This is a genomic window from Rhizomicrobium sp., assembly GCA_037200045.1.
GTDB lineage: Bacteria > Pseudomonadota > Alphaproteobacteria > Micropepsales > Micropepsaceae > Rhizomicrobium.
In genome coordinates, this window is sequence record JBBCHM010000002.1 from 1,013,111 (window position 1) to 1,030,490 (window position 17,380).

The window sequence follows — 17,380 nt, forward strand, 5'->3', positions numbered from 1 at the left end:
AACGTCGCTTCGCGCCGTTCGACCTCTCCCGCAAGCGGGAGAGGTGATTGGCACGTTCGCCCTCACCCTTCCAGCCGCCCCTCGCCGGCCTTGTGGCGGTACTGCAGGACGAGGAGCGTCGATTTGGTGAGCCGCAGGAAGACGATCGTCAGGACCGCGATCACCGGCGCCCAGAGCACCGCGTGCACCCAGAGCGGCGGCTGGAAGGTGAACTCGGTCCACAGCGCCAGACCGCAGACGATGGCGCCGACCACCAGGATGACAAGGGCTGCCGCGCCGTCGCCGACGTCGAACGCCTTGAAGTCCTGGCCGCAGACCGTGCAAGCCGGCGCGATGCTGAGATAGCCGTCGAACAGCCGGCCCTGCCCGCAGCGCGGACACCGGCCCAGCAGGCTTGCCTGCAGCGTGCTGGGCGCGGTCATGCCATCAGCCGGCAATGACCGGCCCGGCGCCCCAGACGTAGATGCAGGCGAACAGGAACAGCCACACCACGTCGACGAAGTGCCAGTACCAGGCCGCCGCCTCGAAGCCGAAATGGCGGGTCGGGGTGAACTGGCCGGCGATGGCGCGGAACAGGCACACGGCCAGGAAGATCGTGCCGATGATGACGTGCAAGCCGTGGAAGCCCGTCGCCATGAAGAAGGTCGAGCCGTAGATCGCGCCGAGGTCGCCGCCGCCGGCGATCAAGGCCTTGGAGGCCGGATTGATCAGGTCGATCACCGGATTGAGGTTCGAGGCCGCGAGGTTGATATGCGCCGGATCGGTGAAGGCCGTCAGGGCGGCGTGGTTGAAGCCGAAGGTGAACGGCGCATGCGCGTATTCATAGGCCTGCACGCAGGTGAAGGAGGCGCCGAGCAGGACGGTGATGACCAGGCCCTGGATCGAGCCCTTGCGGTCGCCGTGCTGGATGGCGTGGTGCGCCCAGGTCACCGTGGTGCCCGAGGTCAGGAGGATCAGCGTGTTGAGAATCGGGAAATGCCAGGGATCGAGTGTCACGATGCCGGCGGGCGGCCAGGAGCCGATCGACACGTCGTTGAAGAAGATCGCCGAATTGAAATAGGCCCAGAACCAGGCGACGAAGAACATCACCTCCGACGCGATGAACAGCAGCATGCCGTAGCGCAAATTCAGCTTCACGATGGGCGTATGCTGGTGGCGATAGACCGATTCCGCGACCACGTCGCGCCACCAGCCCGCCATGGTGAACAGCACCAGGAACAGGCCGATGGCGAAGATCCAGGGCTGGCCGTTCACCGGCAGGCCGAAGAAGCCGGTATAGTCCTTGTTCATCCAGAACACGGCGCCGATCAGCATGACGAAAGCGGACATCGAGCCGACGATCGGCCACGGGCTGGGATCGACCAGGTGGTAGTCGTGCTTGACCTCTGAATCGGCCATTTTCGAAACCCTCTCCTACGGGTGAACCCGCACCATCGTCATGACGTAAAACAAAACAACCAACGCGCCCAGCGCCAAGGCGAGCGCGATGTTACGCCGCCGCCGGGCCTTGTCGCCATTCTCGTCCACCGCCGTCACAGCCATGGCGCGAAGGCCGCGATATGCGCCACGCGCTCGACGATCAGCGAAGCGAACAGCGCGAACATGTAGATCAGCGAAACGCGGAACAGCCGATGCGCGGCCGGTTCCTTGACCGCGTCGCGCTCCAGGAAGACGGCGACCGCCTCGACCGCGAACCAGGCGCCGATGCCGGCGGCGGCGGCGAGATAGACGGGGCCGGCGGTGCCGATGGCGGCGGGCAGGAGGCCGAGCGGGATCAGGATCGCGGTGTAGGCGAGAATCTGGCGGCGGGTGGAGGCCTTGCCGCGCACCACCGGCATCATCGGCACGCCGGCGCGGGCGTAATCCTCGGAACGCCACAGCGACAGCGCCCAGAAATGCGGCGGGGTCCATAGGAAGATGATCGCGACCAGGAGGATCGGCGCGAGCGACAGATCGCCGGTCACCGCGGCCCAGCCGATGGCCGGCGGCAGCGCGCCGGCGAGGCCGCCGATCACGATGTTCTGCGGCGTGCGGCGCTTCAGCCAGAGCGTGTAGACGCCGACATAGACGAAGATCGTGAACGCCAAGAGCGCGCAGGCCGCGAAGTTCACGAACAGGCCCATCAGCGTCACGGACGCGACGGAGAGCGTCCAGCCGAAACCCAGCGCCTCGCCGCGCGCGATATGGCCCATCGGGATCGGCCGCGTCGCGGTGCGCGACATCACCCGGTCGATGTCGGCGTCATAGGCCATGTTGAGCGCGCCCGAGGCGCCGGCCGCCACCGCGATGCAGAGCAGCGCGACGAAGCCGGTGACCGGATCGATGTGCCCCGGCGCCGCGACGAGGCCGGCCAGTCCGGTGAAGATGACGAGCGACATCACCCGCGGCTTGAGCAGCGCGAAGTAGTCGCCGACGGTAGCGACACGTGCTGTCTCGAATGTTGAAGTCAGAGCCATACGCCCTGCCCCCTCGCGCATACGCTGTCGCTACGCGCCGCTTCGCTCAGCACCTCCCCCGCAAGCGGGGGAGGAAAGTTATTCTTTGCCATCACGTGATCTTCGGCAGTTCGTTGAACTGGTGGAAGGGCGGCGGCGAGGACAGCGTCCATTCCAGCGTGGTCGCGTAGGGGCCCCACGGATTGTCGCCGGCGACCCGCTTCCGCACGAAAGCCTCGACCAGCATGATCAGGAACACGATCACGCCGAGGCCGGCGATGAAGGCGCCGATCGACGAGACGTAGTTCCAGCCGGCGAAGGCCTCCGGGTAGTCCGCATAGCGGCGCGGCATGCCCGCCAGACCCAGGAAGTGCATCGGGAAGAAGGCGATGTTCACGCCGACGAAGGTGATCCAGAAGTGCAGCTTGCCGAGGAACTCGTTGTACATGTAGCCGCTCATCTTCGGGAACCAGAAGTAGAAGCCGGCGAAGATCGTGAACACGGCGCCGAGGCTGAGCACGTAGTGGAAATGCGCCACCACGTAATAGGTGTCCTGCAGCACGACGTCGACGCCGGCATTGGCGAGCACCACCCCGGTCACGCCGCCGACGGTGAAGAGGAACACAAAGCCCACCGCCCACAGCATCGGGGTTTTGAACTCGAGGCTGCCGCCCCACATCGTGGCGATCCAGGAGAAGATCTTGATGCCGGTCGGCACCGCGATGACCATGGTGGCGAAGACGAAATAGGCCTTGGTGTCGACGCTGAGGCCCACCGTGTACATGTGGTGCGCCCAGACCAGGAAACCGATGAAGCCGATCGCCACCATCGCATAGGCCATGCCGAGATAGCCGAAGATCGGCTTCTTGGAGAAGGTCGAGATGATGTGGCTGACCATGCCGAAGCCGGGAAGGATCAGGATGTACACTTCCGGATGGCCGAAGAACCAGAACAGGTGCTGGTAGAGCACCGGATCGCCGCCGCCGGCCGGGTTGAAGAACGAGGTGCCGAAATGGCGGTCGGTGAGCAGCATGGTGATCGCGCCGGCGAGAACCGGCAGCGACAGCAGCAGCAGGAACACCGTCACCAGGATCGACCACACGAACAGCGGCATCTTGTGCAGCGTCATGCCGGGCGCGCGCATGTTGAAGATCGTGGTGATGAAGTTGATGGCGCCCAGGATCGAGGAGGCGCCCGCGATGTGCAGCGAGAAGATCGCCAGATCCATCGCCGGCCCCGGCGAACCATAGGTCGAAAGCGGCGCATAGAGCGTCCAGCCGCCGCCGACGCCGGTGCCGCCGCTGTCGCCTTCGACAAACATGCTGAGCACCAGGAGCGCGAAGGAGAACGGCAGGAGCCAGAACGAGATGTTGTTCATGCGCGGGAACGCCATGTCGGGCGCACCGATCATGAGCGGCACCAGCCAGTTGCCGAAGCCGCCGATCATCGCCGGCATGATCATGAAGAACACCATGATGAGGCCGTGGCCGGTCACGAACACGTTGAAGGTGTGCGGATCCTTGAAGATCTGCAGGCCCGGCTCCATCAGCTCGGCGCGCATCATCATCGACAGGAAGCCGCCGATGATCCCCGCGCCGATCGCGAAGATGAGGTACATCGAGCCGATGTCCTTGTGGTTCGTCGAATAGACGTAGCGGCGCCAGCCGGTCGGATGGCCGTGGGCGTGGTCGTCGGCAGCGTGGGCGAGATCAGCCATGGACTTTGTCCTGCGTTATTGCGCGGCCAGGCGCGTGGGTTCACCCGCGTCGGCGATCGGCGAATAGACCTTGGTGTTCTTCTTGGCGGCGGCGAGCCAGGCGGCGAAATCGGCGTCCGACACGACCTTGACCTCGATCGGCATGAAGTCGTGGTTGGGGCCGCAGAGCTCGGAGCATTCGCCGTAGAACGTGCCGGTCCGCGTCGCGAGGAACCAGGTGTGGTTGATGCGCCCTGGGATGGCGTCCATCTTCACGCCGAATTGCGGCACCGCCCAGGAATGGATGACGTCGGCACCGGTGGTGACGATCTCGACGACCTTGTTCACGGGCACCACCACGATGTTGTCGACGCCGAGCAGGCGCGGCTCGCCGGCCTTCTTGGCGGCATCGTCGTTCAGCGGATTGGAGTCGAAGGTCAGGTTGGCGGCCGGGTATTGGTAGGTCCAGTACCACTGCTTGCCGATGACCCGGATCGTCAAATCGGGCTTGGGAATCTCCGCCTCGAAATAGAGCAGCTTGAAGGACGGCACCGCGATGATCACCAGGATGATCACCGGAATGATCGTCCAGGCGACCTCGAGCAGCGAGTTGTGGTGGGTCTTGCTCGGAACCGGATTGGCGCGGGCATTGTAGCGCACGATGATCCAGATCAAGAGCGCCAGCACGAAAATGCATATCGCTACGATGATGTAGAGCAGAAGGGTGTGGAAACTTTCGATGCGCTCCATCACCGGCGAGGCGGCCGGCTGCATGCCCAGCTCGTAATTATAGGGCAGCGCCAGGGCGGAACCCGCCCAGGCCATGGCACCCGCCACGATGCCAGCGCCGATGCCGGTTTTTCTCAAGGACATGAGGCATTCCTCACAAAGTAAGCCGGCGGGGCGTCTGAAACCCCCGCTTTCAGATTCTTGCCGGCGATTTAGAGGCGCTAAGCCCCTAAAGTCATTGCGACCTTCTGGCACGGGGTCGGTTTGGAGGGGGGCTCGGCCGCATCCGCCGATCCATGGGCAAGCCGCGGCAAAAGCACCTATATGTATATAGCAGCGAAAACACGCGTTTCGGAGCCCGTCATGAGCGACACCACAGACCTGTTCTTCTCCCGCACCGGCATGGACCGCGACCGCGTGCTCGGCACCGTCGGCGAGGCCCTGAAGGGCTCGGACGACGGCGAACTGTTCCTGGAATTCCGCCAGAGCGAATCATTCTCCTTCGACGACGGGCGGCTGAAGGCGGCGACGTTCGACACCACCCAGGGCTTCGGCCTGCGCGCCGTGGCCGGCGAAGCCACCGGCTATGCCCATGCCACCGACCTGTCGGAGGAGGCGATCCAGCGCGCCGCCGACACGGTCCGGGCGGTCGCCCGCGGCCATGGCGGCACGGTGGCGCTGGCGCCGGCGCGCAGCAATGTGAAGCTTTATACGGATATCGACCCGCTCGGCAGCGCTGCGTTCGAGACCAAGGTGAAGCTCCTGGAAGACATGAATGCCTATGCGCGCGACAAGGACGGACGGGTGCGGCAGGTGTCCTGCCATCTCTCCGGCGAGTGGCAGCAGGTCGAGATCCTGCGGGCCGACGGCTCGGTCTATCGCGACATCCGTCCCCTGGTGCGGATCGACGTGTCGGTGGTGGCCGAACAGGACGGCCGACAGGAATCGGGACATTTCGGCGGCGGCGGGCGCGGCGACTATTCGACCTATCTGACCGCGGACTACTGGCATGCGGCGGTCGACGAGGCGCTGCGCCAGGCGCTGGTCAACCTCGAATCGATCCCGGCGCCGGCCGGCGAGATGACCGTCGTGCTCGGTCCCGGCTGGCCCGGCATCCTGCTGCATGAGGCGATCGGCCACGGACTGGAAGGCGACTTCAACCGCAAAGGCACGAGCGCCTTCGCCGGCCTGCTCGGCCAACGTGTCGCGGCGCCGGGCGTGACGGTGGTCGATGACGGCACGATCGAGGGGCGGCGCGGCTCGCTGTCGATCGACGACGAAGGCACGCCGACCTCGCGCACCGTGCTGATCGAGGACGGCATCCTGAAGGGCTATATGCAGGACCGGCAGAACGCGCGGCTGATGGGCGTGGCGCCGACCGGCAACGGCCGGCGGCAGTCCCATGCCAGCCCGGTCATGCCGCGCATGACCAACACCTACATGCTGGGCGGCAAGACCGATCCGGGCGAGATCCTGGCCAGCGTCAAGAAGGGGATCTATGCGCGCAATTTCGGCGGCGGCCAGGTCGACATCACCAACGGCAAATTCGTGTTCTCCTGCACCGAGGCCTATCTGGTCGAGAACGGCAAGATCGGCGCGCCGATCAAGGGCGCGACGCTGATCGGCAGCGGGCCCGAAGCGCTGACCCGGGTGAAGATGGTCGGCAACGACATGAAGCTCGATTCGGGCGTCGGCACCTGCGGCAAGAACGGCCAGAGCGTGCCGGTCGGCGTCGGCCAGCCGACGCTGCGGCTCGACGGGCTGACCGTCGGCGGCACGGCAGCATCGTGAGCGGGCGGCCTTCCGGCCGCGGGACGGCGTGATCCGATGATCTTCAAGATCGCGACGGCAGCCGATTGGGCCGAGGCGGAACGCGCCGGTCGGTTCGACGGCTCGGCGCATGACAAGGCGGACGGGTTCATCCATTTTTCGACCGGCCCGCAGCTCGCCGAGACGCTGCGCCTCTACTATGCGGGCGTGAACGACATCCTGCTGGTCGCGGTCGACGACGCCTTGCTGGGGCCGGCCCTCAAATGGGAGCACGCGCCGTCGCGCGGCGAGGATTTTCCGCATCTTTTCGGGCCGCTGCCGCTGTCGGCGGTGCGCTGGGCGCGGCCCATCGGGCGGGACGCGCAGGGAACGGCCGTCCTTCCCAGCCTTGCTTGAATGCGCAGGACCATGCGCATAGGCTATGCGCATGGCTCGAAAACAGCTCCAGGATCCGCCCCGGCGCTTTCGCCGCGAGGACGCGCCGGCGCGGTCCAAGAAGCCCGCCGGGCCGCCGTCGGCACCCGGCACGAAGCGCGCGGTGAACGTGTCGGTCGATGCCGATATCCTGAAGATCGCGAAGGAGATGGGGATCAACCTCTCCAAGGCGACGGAGGATGCGTTGCGCAAGCTGACTGAACCCGAACGCATTCGGCGTTGGCAGGAAGAAAACAAAGACGTCATCGAATCGTACAACGCCTATATCGAGCGCAACGGCGTGTTCGGCGAAGAACTTCTCGATTTCGAAGATGACCCGCCAGTTTGACGTCTACCGCAATCCGCTGCGCGGCGGGCGCGAACAGAGACCCTATCTTCTCGTCGTGCAGCATGGGCTTTTCGCGGACAGGCCGACGCGCGTCGTGGTTCCGCTCGTCGTCGCGGCTGCAATCCGGCCGGAACGGCGGCTCAATCCGAGCCTGAGGGTATTGGGCAAGCCGTTCTACCTCTCGCCGACTGAAATCATAACGCTGCCAATCCGGCATTTGCGGGATCATGTCGACAATCTGGAGAGCGAGCGCGACCGGATTGTTGCCGCTCTCGACGTTCTGCTCACCGGCATTTGACCGGCCATGGACAACGACGCTTTCGTCGCCGCCGCCCTCGCCAATCCCGTCAATCGCGCGATCCTCTCTCGCCTGCCGGCGTTGCATGCGCCCGATTGCTGGCTGGTGTCGGGGGCGCTGTTCCAGACCGTCTGGAACGTCCGCACCGGCCGGCCGCCGACCCATGGCATCAAGGACTACGACATCTTCTATTTCGATCCCGATCCGTCCTGGGCGGCGGAGGACGCGGTCATAAGGCGGGCCGGTGCGCTGTTCGCCGACCTGGGCGTCGCGGTCGAGGTGCGCAACCAGGGCCGCGTCCACGTCTGGTACCAGGAGAGGTTCGGGTCGCCCTACCCGCCTTTGACGCGCGCCACGGACGGGATCGACCGCTTCCTGTGCGACTGCGCCATGGTCGGGATCAGGCCGGCGGGCGAGGCTTTCGAGGTCTATGCCCCCAGGGGCTTCGCGGATATCGAGACTATGACAATTCGCCCCAACCGCGCGCCGAATTTCCATCCCGACCGTTACGCAGAGAAGGCTGCGCGCTGGCGCGACGTGTGGCCGGAGATTACCATCCTGCCAGCCTGAATACGGGGACCGGCATGCGCGATATCAAAGGCAAGGCACGCGAACTCGGCGACGGCTTCCGCGTGGCGCGCGTGCTGCCGCAAATCGGGCAGCACACCGTCGGGCCCTTCGTGTTCTTCGACTATTTCGGGCCGGTCGAATTTCCGCCCGGCAAGGGGCTCGACGTCAGGCCGCATCCGCATATCGGCCTCGCCACCATCACCTATCTGTTCGACGGCTCGCAGGTCCATCGCGACACGCTGGGAAGCTTCCAGGAAATCCTGCCCGGCGACGTGAACTGGATGACGGCGGGGTGCGGCATCGCCCATTCCGAGCGGACCGGGCCGGCGGTCCGCGCCGCCGGCCATCGCATGCACGGCATCCAGAGTTGGGTCGGACTGCCGGCGGCGAACGAGGAAGACCGGCCGAGCTTCCAGCATATCGCCAAGGCCGACCTGCCGGTGCGCGAGCGGGAGGGCGCGACGCTGCGCGTGGTGACCGGCAAGGCCTATGGCCTGACCGCGCCGGTGCGCGTGCCGATGGAGATCTTCTACGTCGACGCCCAGATCAAGGCCGGCGCCACCGTCACCCTGCCGGACGAATATGACGAGCGCGGCGCCATGGTTGTCGGCGGAACGGTCGAGGCCGGCGGCGCCAGCCATGGCGACGGCGACATGATCGTCTTCGACAAGGACGAACGCGCGGCGATCAAGGCCGTCAGCGACGCCCGCGTCATGCTGCTGGGGGGCGCGCCCTTGGACGGCCAGCGCCATGTCTGGTGGAATTTCGTCTCCAGCTCGAAGGAGCGGATCGAGCGCGCCAAGCAGGACTGGGCCTCCGGCGCCTTCGGCAAGATCCCCGGCGACGACATCGAATTCATCCCCCTCCCCGATCAAAGGTGACACCCATGAAATACAACCCGCTCGGCCATAGCGGCCTGTTCGTTTCGGAAATCTGCCTCGGCACGATGACCTTCTCCGGCGACGCCAAGAATGCCGGCATCTGGGCCGCGATCGGCGATGTCGGCCAGAAGGAAGCCACCGCGCTCGTCTCCAAGAGCCTGGAGGCCGGCGTGAACTTCCTTGACACCGCCGACGTCTATTCGATGGGCAATTCGGAGAAGCTGACCGGACAAGCCCTCAAGGACATCGGCGTGAAGCGCTCCGACGTGGTTCTGGCGACCAAGTGCTATGGCCGCGTCGGGCCGGGGCCGAACGACATCGGCGCTTCGCGGGGCCATATCCTGGACTCCGTCGCGCGCAGCCTGGAACGGCTGCAGACCGATCACATCGACCTCTACCAGATCCACGCCACCGATACGGTCACGCCGGTCGAGGAGACGATGCGCGCGCTCGACGACCTCGTGCGCCAGGGCATGGTGCGCTATGTCGGCTGCTCCAACTGGCAGGCCTGGCGGGTGGCGAAGGCCAATGGGCTGGCGGCGCAGCACGGCTTTACGAAGTTCCAGACGCTCCAGGCCTATTACTCCATCGCCGGGCGCGACCTCGAACGCGAGATCGTGCCGATGCTGGAAGACCAGAAGATGGGATTGATGGTGTGGAGCCCGCTGGCCGGCGGGCTGCTCTCGGGCAAGTTCGGGCCGGGCAGCAACGGGCCGGAAGGGGCGCGCCGCGTCGCCTTCGACTTCCCGCCGGTGAACCGGGATCGCGCCTGGGCCTGCGTCGACGCGATGCGCGGGATCGGCGCGGCGCATGGCGCGTCGGTGGCGCGGGTGGCGCTGGCCTATGTGCTGTCCAAGTCCTTCGTGATGAGCGTGATCATCGGCGCCAAGACGATGGAGCAGCTCGAGGACAATCTGGAAGCCGCGAAGCTGACGCTGAGCGCGGATGAGGTGAAAACGCTCGACGAGGTCAGCGCGCTGCCGCAGGAATATCCGGGCTGGATGATGTCGCGCCAGGGCGCCGAGCGCATGCCGCAGGCGAAATAGCGGCCGACACGGAGGGGTGACATGAGAGGTTTCTTGCGCACGCTGGTGCTGGTCGTCGGCGTTCTGTCGCTGGTGCTCGGCGTGTGGTGGATTTGCCAGGGCACCGGTCTGGTGCCGATCGGCTTCATGGCCAACCACATGCAATGGGCGTGGCGCGGCGCGGTGCTGGCGGCGGTGGGTGTCGTGCTCGCGGTCGTCGCGCGCCGCATCTGAGCCGCTATTCGCCGAAGCCCTCGCCCGGCTCGAGCGGCTTCATGCGGATCAGCCGCGAGTCGAGGACCGCCGCCTGGCGGTGCTTCACATGCTCGCGGTAGCCGGGATCGGTGACCATTTCGAGGAAGGCGCCGGCGCTCGGATATTCGGCGATGAATGCGAGGTCCCAGGTTTCGGCGGCGGGACCCGTGACCACGGCGTCGGGCCGCCCGACCCACACCTGGCGACCGCCGACGCGCTTGAAGATCGCGGCGGTGGTACGGCCATAGGCGCGATAGGCGTCGCGGCCGCTAAGGCCCCTGCCGCGATCGGGATGCCCTTCCGGATAGGCCGCGACATCGCGCAGGCGGACCAGATTGAGCATATGGATGGGCTCGTCGCGCGGCAGCGATTTGAAGAGATCGAATTGCTCACGCATCGGATCGATCGAACCGGTCATTTCGGGTCTCCCTTCCGGCCATGACGGCCGGCGCTCAAAGAAAATTGTACTCCTTGAACAGCGGCGTCAGATCGCGCGCCCAGGGACCGTAATAGTTCTTCAGCAATTCCTCGGCGCGGGTGTGGCCGCGCGAGACGAGCTCGCGCAGCGGGTTGAGGAAGCCGTCCTCGCTCATGCCGCCGGAGTCGAGCTCGGCGCGGCGGCGCAGGCCGGCCGAGGAAATCTCCAGCATGCGGTGCGCGATGGCGTGGACCGTCGTGTTGCGGAACGGCGTCTTGAAGGCCTGTTTCGGTACCGCATCGCGCATCGCCTGGCGCTCCTCCGCGGTCCAGTCCTTCACGAGATCCCAGGCAGCGTCGAGCGCGACCTGGTCGTAATAGAGGCCGACCCACAGCGCCGGCATGCCGCAGATCCGCCGCCACTGCCCGCCATCGGCGCCGCGCATTTCGAGGAATTTCTTGAGGCGCACTTCGGGGAAGATCGTGGTCAGGTGATCGGCCCAGTCCGACATCATCGGCTGGACGTCCTTCACCTCGGGAATCTTGCGCGCGAGGAAATCGCGGAAGCTCTTGCCGGCGACGTCGATATACTTGCCGTCGCGGTAGACGAAGTACATCGGCACGTCGAGCGCGTAATCGACATAGCGCTCGAACGACATGCCGTCGTCGAACACCCAGGGCAGCATGCCGGCGCGGGCGTTGTCGACATCGGTCCACACCTGGCTGCGGTACGACAGAAAGCCGTTGGGCCGGCCCTCGCGGAACGGTGAGTTCGCCAGAAGCGCGCTGGCGACGGGCTGGAGCGCCAGGCCGACGCGGAATTTCTTGACCATGTCGGCTTCGGAGGAGAAGTCGAGATTCACCTGCACCGTGCAGGTGCGGAACATCATTTCGAGCCCGTAGCCGCCGACCTTCGGCATATAGCGCCGCATGATCTGGTAGCGGCCCTTGGGCATCATGTGCGTCTCGTCCATCGACCAGGTCGGCGCGAAGCCGATGCCGATGACGCCGGCGCCGATCTCGTCCGCGACTTCGCGGGTCTGTTCAAGATGCAGGTTGGTCTCGGCGCAGGTCTCGTGCACGGTCTTGAGGGGGGCGCCGGAAAGCTCGAACTGGCCGCCGGGCTCCAGGCTCAGCGAGGCCTTGTCCTGGATCAGCCCGATGATGTTGTCGCCCTCCAAGACCGGCTCCCAGCCGAAGCGCTTCATGCCGTCCAGAAGCTGGCGGATGCCGGGCTTGCTCTCATAGGCGAGCGGCTTGTGGGTCTTCAGGTCATAGACGAACTTTTCGTGCTCGGTGCCGATGCGCCATTCCGACCGCGGCTTGCAGCCCTCGGCCAGGTGGCGGATGAGGTCGTCGCGCGACTCGATCAGGCCGCCGGCGGATTGTGGAATGGACATGCGCCTCTTTCCCCTGTGCGGGGATGCAATGCCCCCACATCGTTGGTTGAATGTTGAATTGGCCGTTCAGCGATCCGCTATCTAGATAGGCCTTGGGACAAGTGCAAGCGAGGGGCGGCGTTATCGAAATTTCGCGGGGAATCGTTAGGCTGTTCTATCTTCTGCGGCGTTTCCGGCGGGTGGGAGGATTCGTGCGATTGAGAACCACGCTTTGGGCGGTTATCGCCCTTGTCCTGCTCGCCGTGCCGGCCCAGGCCGCCGTCACCATCGCGTTCTATGCCCACCAACTGGGCAGCAAGGGCATGTGGGTCGAGTTCCCCCATGCCTATGTCACGCTGGTCGGGGCGCCCGATGCGGGCGGCGCGCCGGTGAGGACGAATTTCGGCTTCACGCCGCCGGTGGTGGGCCCCTCCATCCTGTTCGGACGGGTCGATGGCGAGGTCGTGGCCGTCGACGACGATTACATCGCCAAGGACCGGCCTTATTTCTCGTTCCTGCTGACGGACACGCAATACGCGGCGGTGCTGGCGGTGGTCGAGCGCTGGCGCAGCGCGCCGCAGCCTTCCTACGATCTCGACACGCATAATTGCGTGATCTTCGTGAAGGACGTCGCGGCCGCGGTCGGCCTTGCCACCAGCGCCGACGACCCGTTCGTGCGCGATCCGGCGAAGTTCATGGCCGATCTCAAGAGCCGCAACACGGCCTTTCTGGCCCGGAGCGGCAGCGGGCGGCTCGCGGGCATGGCGCCGGCGGCCAAGGCAAGCACCGCGTCTCCCTAGGTTCGCGGCGGCGTGGATTTGGGCGATCTGGTGCGCCGAGACTTAACCCTCCCGTGAACGGGAGGGTCGAAAAAGATGGCGCGCAGCACCGACTTTTTCGGGGAGGGGACAGCGCCGCGGATGGCACTCCACCGGAGAGACCGTCCCCTCCCCGAAAAATTCTTCGCTGCGCTCGGAATTTTTCGACCCTCCCGTGAACGGGAGGGTAGATCATCGCCAATCACCCTTCACCGATTGCCACACCGCCAGCGCAGCCAGCGCGGCGGTGTCGGCGCGCAGGATGCGGGGGCCGAGAGAAACGGGCGTGACGAAAGACAGCGCGCGCAACGCGTCGCGCTCGGCGGGATCGAAGCCGCCTTCGGGGCCGGTGAAGATCGCGGCGGGGCCGTCGGACAACTCGCGCAACGCCTCGGCCATCGGGGGCGCGCCGCCCTCGTCGCAGAAGATCAGGCGCCGGTCCTGCGGCCAGGCGCCGAGCAGCTTGTCGAAGGCGAGCGGTTCGCGCGTTTCGGGTACGGAGAGCCGGCCGGATTGCTCGGCGGCTTCCACCGCGTTGGCATGCATGCGTTCGAGGTTGACGCGGGCGACGATGGTGCGGCGGGTGAAGACGGGTTGCAGGACGCGGACGCCGAGCTCGGTCGCCTTCTGCACGACATAGTCGGCCGGCGTCTTCTTGATCGGCGCGAAGCAGAGCCAGAGATCGGGGACATCCGTTTGCGGTTCGACAAGGCGCTCGCAGTCCAGCGCGCAGGCGCGCTTGGAGACCTCCGCGATGCGCGCCAGCCATTCGCCGTCGCTTCCGTTGAACAGGCTGACGCGATCTCCTGCCCTGGCCCGCATGACGTGCAGGAGGTAATGCGCCTGCGAATCGTCCGGCTCGACCCGCGCGCCCTGCGCCAACGGCGCCTCGACAAAGAGACGCAGCTTGCCGCCAGGATAAGTGAGTTCGTCGGACATGCTCGGAGCAGCGTTCCGAAATTGGAAACGGGGCGTCAACTGGGTGGCCCGCATTCGCGGGCCATGACAGTATGGCTTGTGATGACTGTCGAGCAACAGACCCTCAAACCCGCCGACGCCGTTGCCGCGAGCTGGGTCGATCGCGCGCCGGCCGGGCTGCGGCCGTTCCTGCAATTGATGCGGCTGGACCGGCCGCATCCGGGCTGGCTGCTGTTCTGGCCCTGCGCGTTCGGGCTGGTGCTCGGCGCCATCGCCAGCGAACGGCCTTTCGCGTCGTGGCACGACCTCTATCTGCTGGTGCTGTTCGGCGTGGGGGCGCTGGTGATGCGCGGGGCGGGCTGCACCTATAACGACATCGTCGACCGCGACATCGACGCCAAGGTGGCGCGGACGCGGGCGCGGCCGATTCCCTCCGGCGCGGTGACGGTGCGGCAGGCCTGGCTGTTCCTGGCTGCGCAATTGGCGGCGGGGCTCGCGATCCTCGTCCAGCTCAATCTCTTCGCGATCGAGATCGGCGCGGCGTCGCTGCTGCTGGTTGCCGTCTATCCCTTTATGAAACGGATCACCTGGTGGCCGCAGGCCTGGCTGGGGCTGACCTTCAACTGGGGCGCCCTGCTCGGCTTCGCGGCGCAGACCGGGACGATCGATGCGGCGGACGCGATGCTCTATGCCGGCCTCTTCTTCTGGACGCTGGGCTACGACACGATCTATGCGCTGCAGGACAAGGAAGACGATGCGCTGATCGGCGTGAAATCGACCGCGCTCCTGTTCGGCGCCCGGGCGCGGGAGTGGGTGCTGGGATTCTACGCCGCGGCCTTCGCGCTGATCCTCGCCGCCGGATTCGCCGAGCATGCCGGCTGGCCCTTCGCCTTCGTCATGCTCGCCGCCGGCGGGCATTTGCTCTGGCAGTTCCACACGTTGAAGATCGACGATCCGGCGCGCTGCCTGACGCTGTTCCGCGCCAATCGTGACGCAGGGGCAATCATCGCGGCGGCCTTCGTGCTTTCGAGCTGGATTTGGTGAGCGTATAGTTGTCGCCATGAACGTGCAGCGCTTCGATCCGACCTCCGTCTTCACGCCCGAAGAAATGACGAGCGTGCGGGCACGCTCCGATGTCACCGGCATGCTGTGCGTGATCCATGCCTGGGTCGTGATCGGCGCGGCGATGGCGGTCTATGCGCTTATGCCCAATCCGCTGACCTTCCTGTTCGCGGTGATCGTGATCGGCAGCCGCCAGCTCGGCCTCGCCATCCTGATGCACGACGCGGCGCACGGCGTCTTGATGAAGACGCATTGGCTGAACGAATGGGTCGGCGACTGGCTCTGCGCCTATCCGACGATGGGCGACCTCGTTCCCTATCGCCACTATCACCTGATGCATCACCGCCGCACCCAGCAGAAGGACGATCCCGATCTCGGCCTGTCGGCGAAATTCCCGATCACGCCGACCAGCTTTCGCCGCAAGATGATCCGCGACCTGACCGGTCAGACCGGATTCAAGCAGCGCAAGGCGCAGTTCCTGCGCTCGCTCGGCGCGCCGGACCAGCCCTTCGCGGCGCGCGCGAAATTCTTCTGGAAGCGGATCGGGCGGCAATATCTCATGCAGTGCATTCTCTTGGCGCTGATGACGGCGTTCGGCAAGCCGCATTATTTCCTGATGTTCTGGGTGCTGCCCAATCTCACCTGGCAGATGGCGATCACGCGGGTGCGCAACATCGCCGAGCACGCGGTGGTGCCCGACAACAACGACGTGTTCCGCAATGCCCGCACGACCTATGCCAACTGGTTCGTCCGCGCGCTGGTGGCGCCCTATTGGGTGAACTATCACGTCGATCATCACCTGCTGTTCTATGTCCCCTGCTACAACCTGCCCAAGCTGCACGCGCTGCTGCTGGCCAAGGGGCTGGGACCGAAGATGGAAATCCAGCCCGGCTACCTCGCCGTGCTGAAGATGGCGACCAGCAAGCCGGACGCGCCCGCCGTGCTGGCGGCCTGACGTGCATCTTTCCATGACGGGACACGGGGCCGGCGTCGGAAACGACGCCGCGGCCGACGCGCGGGCCATGGCGCAATTCGCCGAGCATCGCGTGCTCGAACTGCCCGACCTGTTCGCGCCCGATGCCCAGGCGGTGCTCGCGCAGTCGCTGGCCGGCAGCACCTTCGTGCCGGACGACATCCATGTCCCCGGAAGCCGGCTGCGCGAGGCGCCGCCGCGCACCGGACCGCTGCTATGCTGGCTGCTCGGCCGGCCGGAGCTGCGCCGCTGGGTCGAGACGATCACCGCGACCGCGCCGCTGGCCGCGGTGGGCGGCGCGACGGCGCGCTTCGAGGCCGGCGGCGGCCAGCATCTGGATTGGCACAACGACCTGGTGCCTGGCCACACGCGGATGCTGGCGGTGACGGTCAATCTCGGGAGCGAGCCCTATGAAGGCGGCCGGTTCGAGATGAAGCGGCGCGGCGCCGACGCGCCGTTCTTCGCGCACGCGCATGTGCAGCCCTTCGCCGCCCTCATCTTCGCCATCGACAAGACGCTGATGCACCGCGTCACGCCGGTGACGGCGGGCGGCCCACGCACCGTGTTTGGCGGCTGGTTCCTGTCCGAGCCGGTCGCGCGGCCACCGGTTTGATCCTTGGGCCAAACGCGATAGGAACAGGCGTGACAGATCCCAAAGACTTCATCCGCGCCAACACCGTGCTGATGGCGCCCCCGCTGGTGCCGGAGATCAAGCTGCACCTCGCGACCGAGGTCGTGCCGCTGTGGCGGTTGACGGAAGAGGAGTTGCAGGCGCAGGGCGTGCCGCCGCCCTATTGGGCGTTCGCCTGGGCGGGCGGCCAGGCGCTGGCGCGCTATGTGCTCGATCATCCCAAGGTCGTGCGCGGCATGGACGTGCTCGATTTCGGGTCGGGCTCGGGCCTCGTCGCCATCGCCGCGGCGAAGGCCGGCGCGGAGCGCATCATGGCGGCGGACGTCGATCCCTTCGCCTATGCCGCGATCAAGCTCAACGCCATCGCCAACAGCGCCATCCTGGGCGCCACGACCAGCGATTTGATCGACTCCGACGGCAATTGGCGCATCATCCTGGTCGGCGACATGTGTTACGAGCGGCCGCTGGCGGAGCGGCTGCTGGCCTGGCTGACCGACCGCGCGGCGCATGGCGCGAGCGTGCTGTTGGGCGATCCAGGGCGCAGCTATTTTCCCAAGGGCGGCGTCGAGAAGCTGGCGACCTATCGCGTGCAGACGACGCGCGACCTCGAAGACCGCGAAATCCGCGAGACCAGCGTCTACCGGCTGCTCGCCTGAGCGTCATGGCACTGTAACGCTTTCGTCACGGCAAATTCGCCGGAGCGCCTCGGAACGATATTGCGGCGCAGCAATTATTCAGAGGCGCGCCGAAGCGCTCTGCG

Annotated in this window: 22 protein-coding genes; 13 read left to right on the forward strand and 9 right to left on the reverse strand. The window is 66.1% G+C overall.

The annotated features are described in order from the left end of the window. Positions 1–62 precede the first annotated feature (62 nt). The 6 genes from WDM86_20045 to coxB form a co-directional block, all read right to left on the reverse strand. A complete protein-coding gene (locus WDM86_20045; GenBank protein MEI9992314.1) occupies positions 63–422 on the reverse strand; it encodes a DUF983 domain-containing protein in 360 nt (119 codons plus the stop codon). A 4-nt stretch (positions 423–426) separates the two neighbouring features. After that, on the reverse strand, positions 427–1,398 hold the full coding sequence (locus WDM86_20050) for a cytochrome c oxidase subunit 3 (GenBank protein MEI9992315.1): 972 nt from the start codon (positions 1,396–1,398) through the stop codon (positions 427–429). 15 nt (positions 1,399–1,413) lie between these two features. Next, positions 1,414–1,542 carry a hypothetical protein gene (locus WDM86_20055; protein ID MEI9992316.1) on the reverse strand — a complete coding sequence of 43 codons (129 nt, stop codon included), beginning with the start codon at positions 1,540–1,542 and terminating at the stop codon, positions 1,414–1,416. After that, the gene (locus WDM86_20060) at positions 1,533–2,456 is read right to left on the reverse strand and encodes a heme o synthase (GenBank protein MEI9992317.1); all 924 of its coding nucleotides are present in this window, start codon (positions 2,454–2,456) and stop codon (positions 1,533–1,535) included. Before WDM86_20060 ends, WDM86_20055 begins: the two co-directional genes overlap by 10 nt. 91 nt (positions 2,457–2,547) lie before the next feature. After that, positions 2,548–4,152, reverse strand: coding sequence for a cytochrome c oxidase subunit I (ctaD, locus tag WDM86_20065; protein MEI9992318.1), 1,605 nt, complete (start codon positions 4,150–4,152; stop codon positions 2,548–2,550). 15 nt (positions 4,153–4,167) lie between these two features. Further along, positions 4,168–5,004 (reverse strand): cytochrome c oxidase subunit II, encoded by an 837-nt coding sequence (coxB, locus tag WDM86_20070; GenBank protein MEI9992319.1) that lies wholly within the window; start codon positions 5,002–5,004, stop codon positions 4,168–4,170. Positions 5,005–5,223: 219 nt separating this feature from the next. Here coxB and tldD point away from each other — a divergent pair, with 219 nt between their 5' ends. From tldD to WDM86_20110, 8 genes are all read left to right on the forward strand, one after another. Then, positions 5,224–6,651 carry a metalloprotease TldD gene (gene tldD, locus WDM86_20075; GenBank protein ID MEI9992320.1) on the forward strand — a complete coding sequence of 476 codons (1,428 nt, stop codon included), beginning with the start codon at positions 5,224–5,226 and terminating at the stop codon, positions 6,649–6,651. Between the two features lie 36 nt (positions 6,652–6,687). Continuing rightward, positions 6,688–7,026 (forward strand): DUF952 domain-containing protein, encoded by a 339-nt coding sequence (locus tag WDM86_20080; protein MEI9992321.1) that lies wholly within the window; start codon positions 6,688–6,690, stop codon positions 7,024–7,026. 142 nt (positions 7,027–7,168) lie between these two features. Continuing rightward, the gene (locus WDM86_20085; protein MEI9992322.1) at positions 7,169–7,393 is read left to right on the forward strand and encodes a type II toxin-antitoxin system CcdA family antitoxin; all 225 of its coding nucleotides are present in this window, start codon (positions 7,169–7,171) and stop codon (positions 7,391–7,393) included. Then, positions 7,377–7,691: a CcdB family protein gene (locus WDM86_20090; protein ID MEI9992323.1), complete on the forward strand. Its 315-nt coding sequence runs from the start codon at positions 7,377–7,379 to the stop codon at positions 7,689–7,691. Before WDM86_20085 ends, WDM86_20090 begins: the two co-directional genes overlap by 17 nt. 6 nt (positions 7,692–7,697) lie before the next feature. Then, positions 7,698–8,261, forward strand: coding sequence for a nucleotidyltransferase family protein (locus WDM86_20095; protein ID MEI9992324.1), 564 nt, complete (start codon positions 7,698–7,700; stop codon positions 8,259–8,261). Positions 8,262–8,275: 14 nt separating this feature from the next. Beyond that, a complete protein-coding gene (locus WDM86_20100) occupies positions 8,276–9,142 on the forward strand; it encodes a pirin family protein (GenBank protein ID MEI9992325.1) in 867 nt (288 codons plus the stop codon). Positions 9,143–9,147: 5 nt separating this feature from the next. Next, positions 9,148–10,188, forward strand: coding sequence for an aldo/keto reductase (locus tag WDM86_20105; GenBank protein ID MEI9992326.1), 1,041 nt, complete (start codon positions 9,148–9,150; stop codon positions 10,186–10,188). 21 nt (positions 10,189–10,209) lie between these two features. Then, positions 10,210–10,401, forward strand: a complete 192-nt coding sequence (locus tag WDM86_20110) for a hypothetical protein (protein MEI9992327.1) — start codon at positions 10,210–10,212, stop codon at positions 10,399–10,401. 4 nt (positions 10,402–10,405) lie between these two features. Here the strand turns inward: WDM86_20110 and WDM86_20115 are convergent, their stop codons facing one another. Next, positions 10,406–10,840 (reverse strand): DUF1330 domain-containing protein, encoded by a 435-nt coding sequence (locus WDM86_20115; GenBank protein ID MEI9992328.1) that lies wholly within the window; start codon positions 10,838–10,840, stop codon positions 10,406–10,408. Between the two features lie 34 nt (positions 10,841–10,874). Beyond that, positions 10,875–12,239, reverse strand: a complete 1,365-nt coding sequence (locus WDM86_20120; GenBank protein MEI9992329.1) for a glutamate--cysteine ligase — start codon at positions 12,237–12,239, stop codon at positions 10,875–10,877. Positions 12,240–12,436: 197 nt separating this feature from the next. On the opposite strand from WDM86_20120, the gene WDM86_20125 reads away from it, so the two are divergent. Beyond that, positions 12,437–13,018, forward strand: coding sequence for a hypothetical protein (locus tag WDM86_20125; GenBank protein ID MEI9992330.1), 582 nt, complete (start codon positions 12,437–12,439; stop codon positions 13,016–13,018). A 210-nt stretch (positions 13,019–13,228) separates the two neighbouring features. Here the strand turns inward: WDM86_20125 and WDM86_20130 are convergent, their stop codons facing one another. Beyond that, positions 13,229–13,975, reverse strand: a complete 747-nt coding sequence (locus WDM86_20130) for a 16S rRNA (uracil(1498)-N(3))-methyltransferase (protein MEI9992331.1) — start codon at positions 13,973–13,975, stop codon at positions 13,229–13,231. Positions 13,976–14,038: 63 nt separating this feature from the next. Here WDM86_20130 and ubiA point away from each other — a divergent pair, with 63 nt between their 5' ends. The 4 genes from ubiA to WDM86_20150 are packed head-to-tail and all read left to right on the forward strand — an operon-like array spanning position 14,039 to position 17,276. Continuing rightward, positions 14,039–14,998: a 4-hydroxybenzoate octaprenyltransferase gene (ubiA, locus tag WDM86_20135; protein ID MEI9992332.1), complete on the forward strand. Its 960-nt coding sequence runs from the start codon at positions 14,039–14,041 to the stop codon at positions 14,996–14,998. A gap of 16 nt (positions 14,999–15,014) precedes the next feature. After that, on the forward strand, positions 15,015–15,971 hold the full coding sequence (locus WDM86_20140; GenBank protein ID MEI9992333.1) for a fatty acid desaturase family protein: 957 nt from the start codon (positions 15,015–15,017) through the stop codon (positions 15,969–15,971). 13 nt (positions 15,972–15,984) lie between these two features. After that, positions 15,985–16,602, forward strand: a complete 618-nt coding sequence (locus WDM86_20145; protein ID MEI9992334.1) for a 2OG-Fe(II) oxygenase — start codon at positions 15,985–15,987, stop codon at positions 16,600–16,602. Between the two features lie 29 nt (positions 16,603–16,631). Further along, complete coding sequence (locus WDM86_20150) at positions 16,632–17,276, forward strand: methyltransferase (GenBank protein MEI9992335.1); 645 nt, start codon at positions 16,632–16,634, stop codon at positions 17,274–17,276. Positions 17,277–17,380 lie beyond the last annotated feature (104 nt).

Bases quoted from the DNA above. Each gene is read 5' to 3' on its own strand.
- WDM86_20045 (MEI9992314.1), bottom strand. From the start codon at position 422: ATGACCGCGCCCAGCACGCTGCAGGCAAGCCTGCTGGGCCGGTGTCCG.
- WDM86_20050 (MEI9992315.1), bottom strand. From the start codon at position 1,398: ATGGCCGATTCAGAGGTCAAGCACGACTACCACCTGGTCGATCCCAGC.
- WDM86_20055 (MEI9992316.1), bottom strand. From the start codon at position 1,542: ATGGCTGTGACGGCGGTGGACGAGAATGGCGACAAGGCCCGGCGGCGG.
- WDM86_20060 (MEI9992317.1), bottom strand. From the start codon at position 2,456: ATGGCTCTGACTTCAACATTCGAGACAGCACGTGTCGCTACCGTCGGC.
- ctaD (MEI9992318.1), bottom strand. From the start codon at position 4,152: ATGGCTGATCTCGCCCACGCTGCCGACGACCACGCCCACGGCCATCCG.
- coxB (MEI9992319.1), bottom strand. From the start codon at position 5,004: ATGTCCTTGAGAAAAACCGGCATCGGCGCTGGCATCGTGGCGGGTGCC.
- tldD (MEI9992320.1), top strand. From the start codon at position 5,224: ATGAGCGACACCACAGACCTGTTCTTCTCCCGCACCGGCATGGACCGC.
- WDM86_20080 (MEI9992321.1), top strand. From the start codon at position 6,688: ATGATCTTCAAGATCGCGACGGCAGCCGATTGGGCCGAGGCGGAACGC.
- WDM86_20090 (MEI9992323.1), top strand. From the start codon at position 7,377: ATGACCCGCCAGTTTGACGTCTACCGCAATCCGCTGCGCGGCGGGCGC.
- WDM86_20095 (MEI9992324.1), top strand. From the start codon at position 7,698: ATGGACAACGACGCTTTCGTCGCCGCCGCCCTCGCCAATCCCGTCAAT.
- WDM86_20100 (MEI9992325.1), top strand. From the start codon at position 8,276: ATGCGCGATATCAAAGGCAAGGCACGCGAACTCGGCGACGGCTTCCGC.
- WDM86_20105 (MEI9992326.1), top strand. From the start codon at position 9,148: ATGAAATACAACCCGCTCGGCCATAGCGGCCTGTTCGTTTCGGAAATC.
- WDM86_20110 (MEI9992327.1), top strand. From the start codon at position 10,210: ATGAGAGGTTTCTTGCGCACGCTGGTGCTGGTCGTCGGCGTTCTGTCG.
- WDM86_20115 (MEI9992328.1), bottom strand. From the start codon at position 10,840: ATGACCGGTTCGATCGATCCGATGCGTGAGCAATTCGATCTCTTCAAA.
- WDM86_20120 (MEI9992329.1), bottom strand. From the start codon at position 12,239: ATGTCCATTCCACAATCCGCCGGCGGCCTGATCGAGTCGCGCGACGAC.
- WDM86_20130 (MEI9992331.1), bottom strand. From the start codon at position 13,975: ATGTCCGACGAACTCACTTATCCTGGCGGCAAGCTGCGTCTCTTTGTC.
- ubiA (MEI9992332.1), top strand. From the start codon at position 14,039: ATGACAGTATGGCTTGTGATGACTGTCGAGCAACAGACCCTCAAACCC.
- WDM86_20140 (MEI9992333.1), top strand. From the start codon at position 15,015: ATGAACGTGCAGCGCTTCGATCCGACCTCCGTCTTCACGCCCGAAGAA.
- WDM86_20145 (MEI9992334.1), top strand. From the start codon at position 15,985: ATGACGGGACACGGGGCCGGCGTCGGAAACGACGCCGCGGCCGACGCG.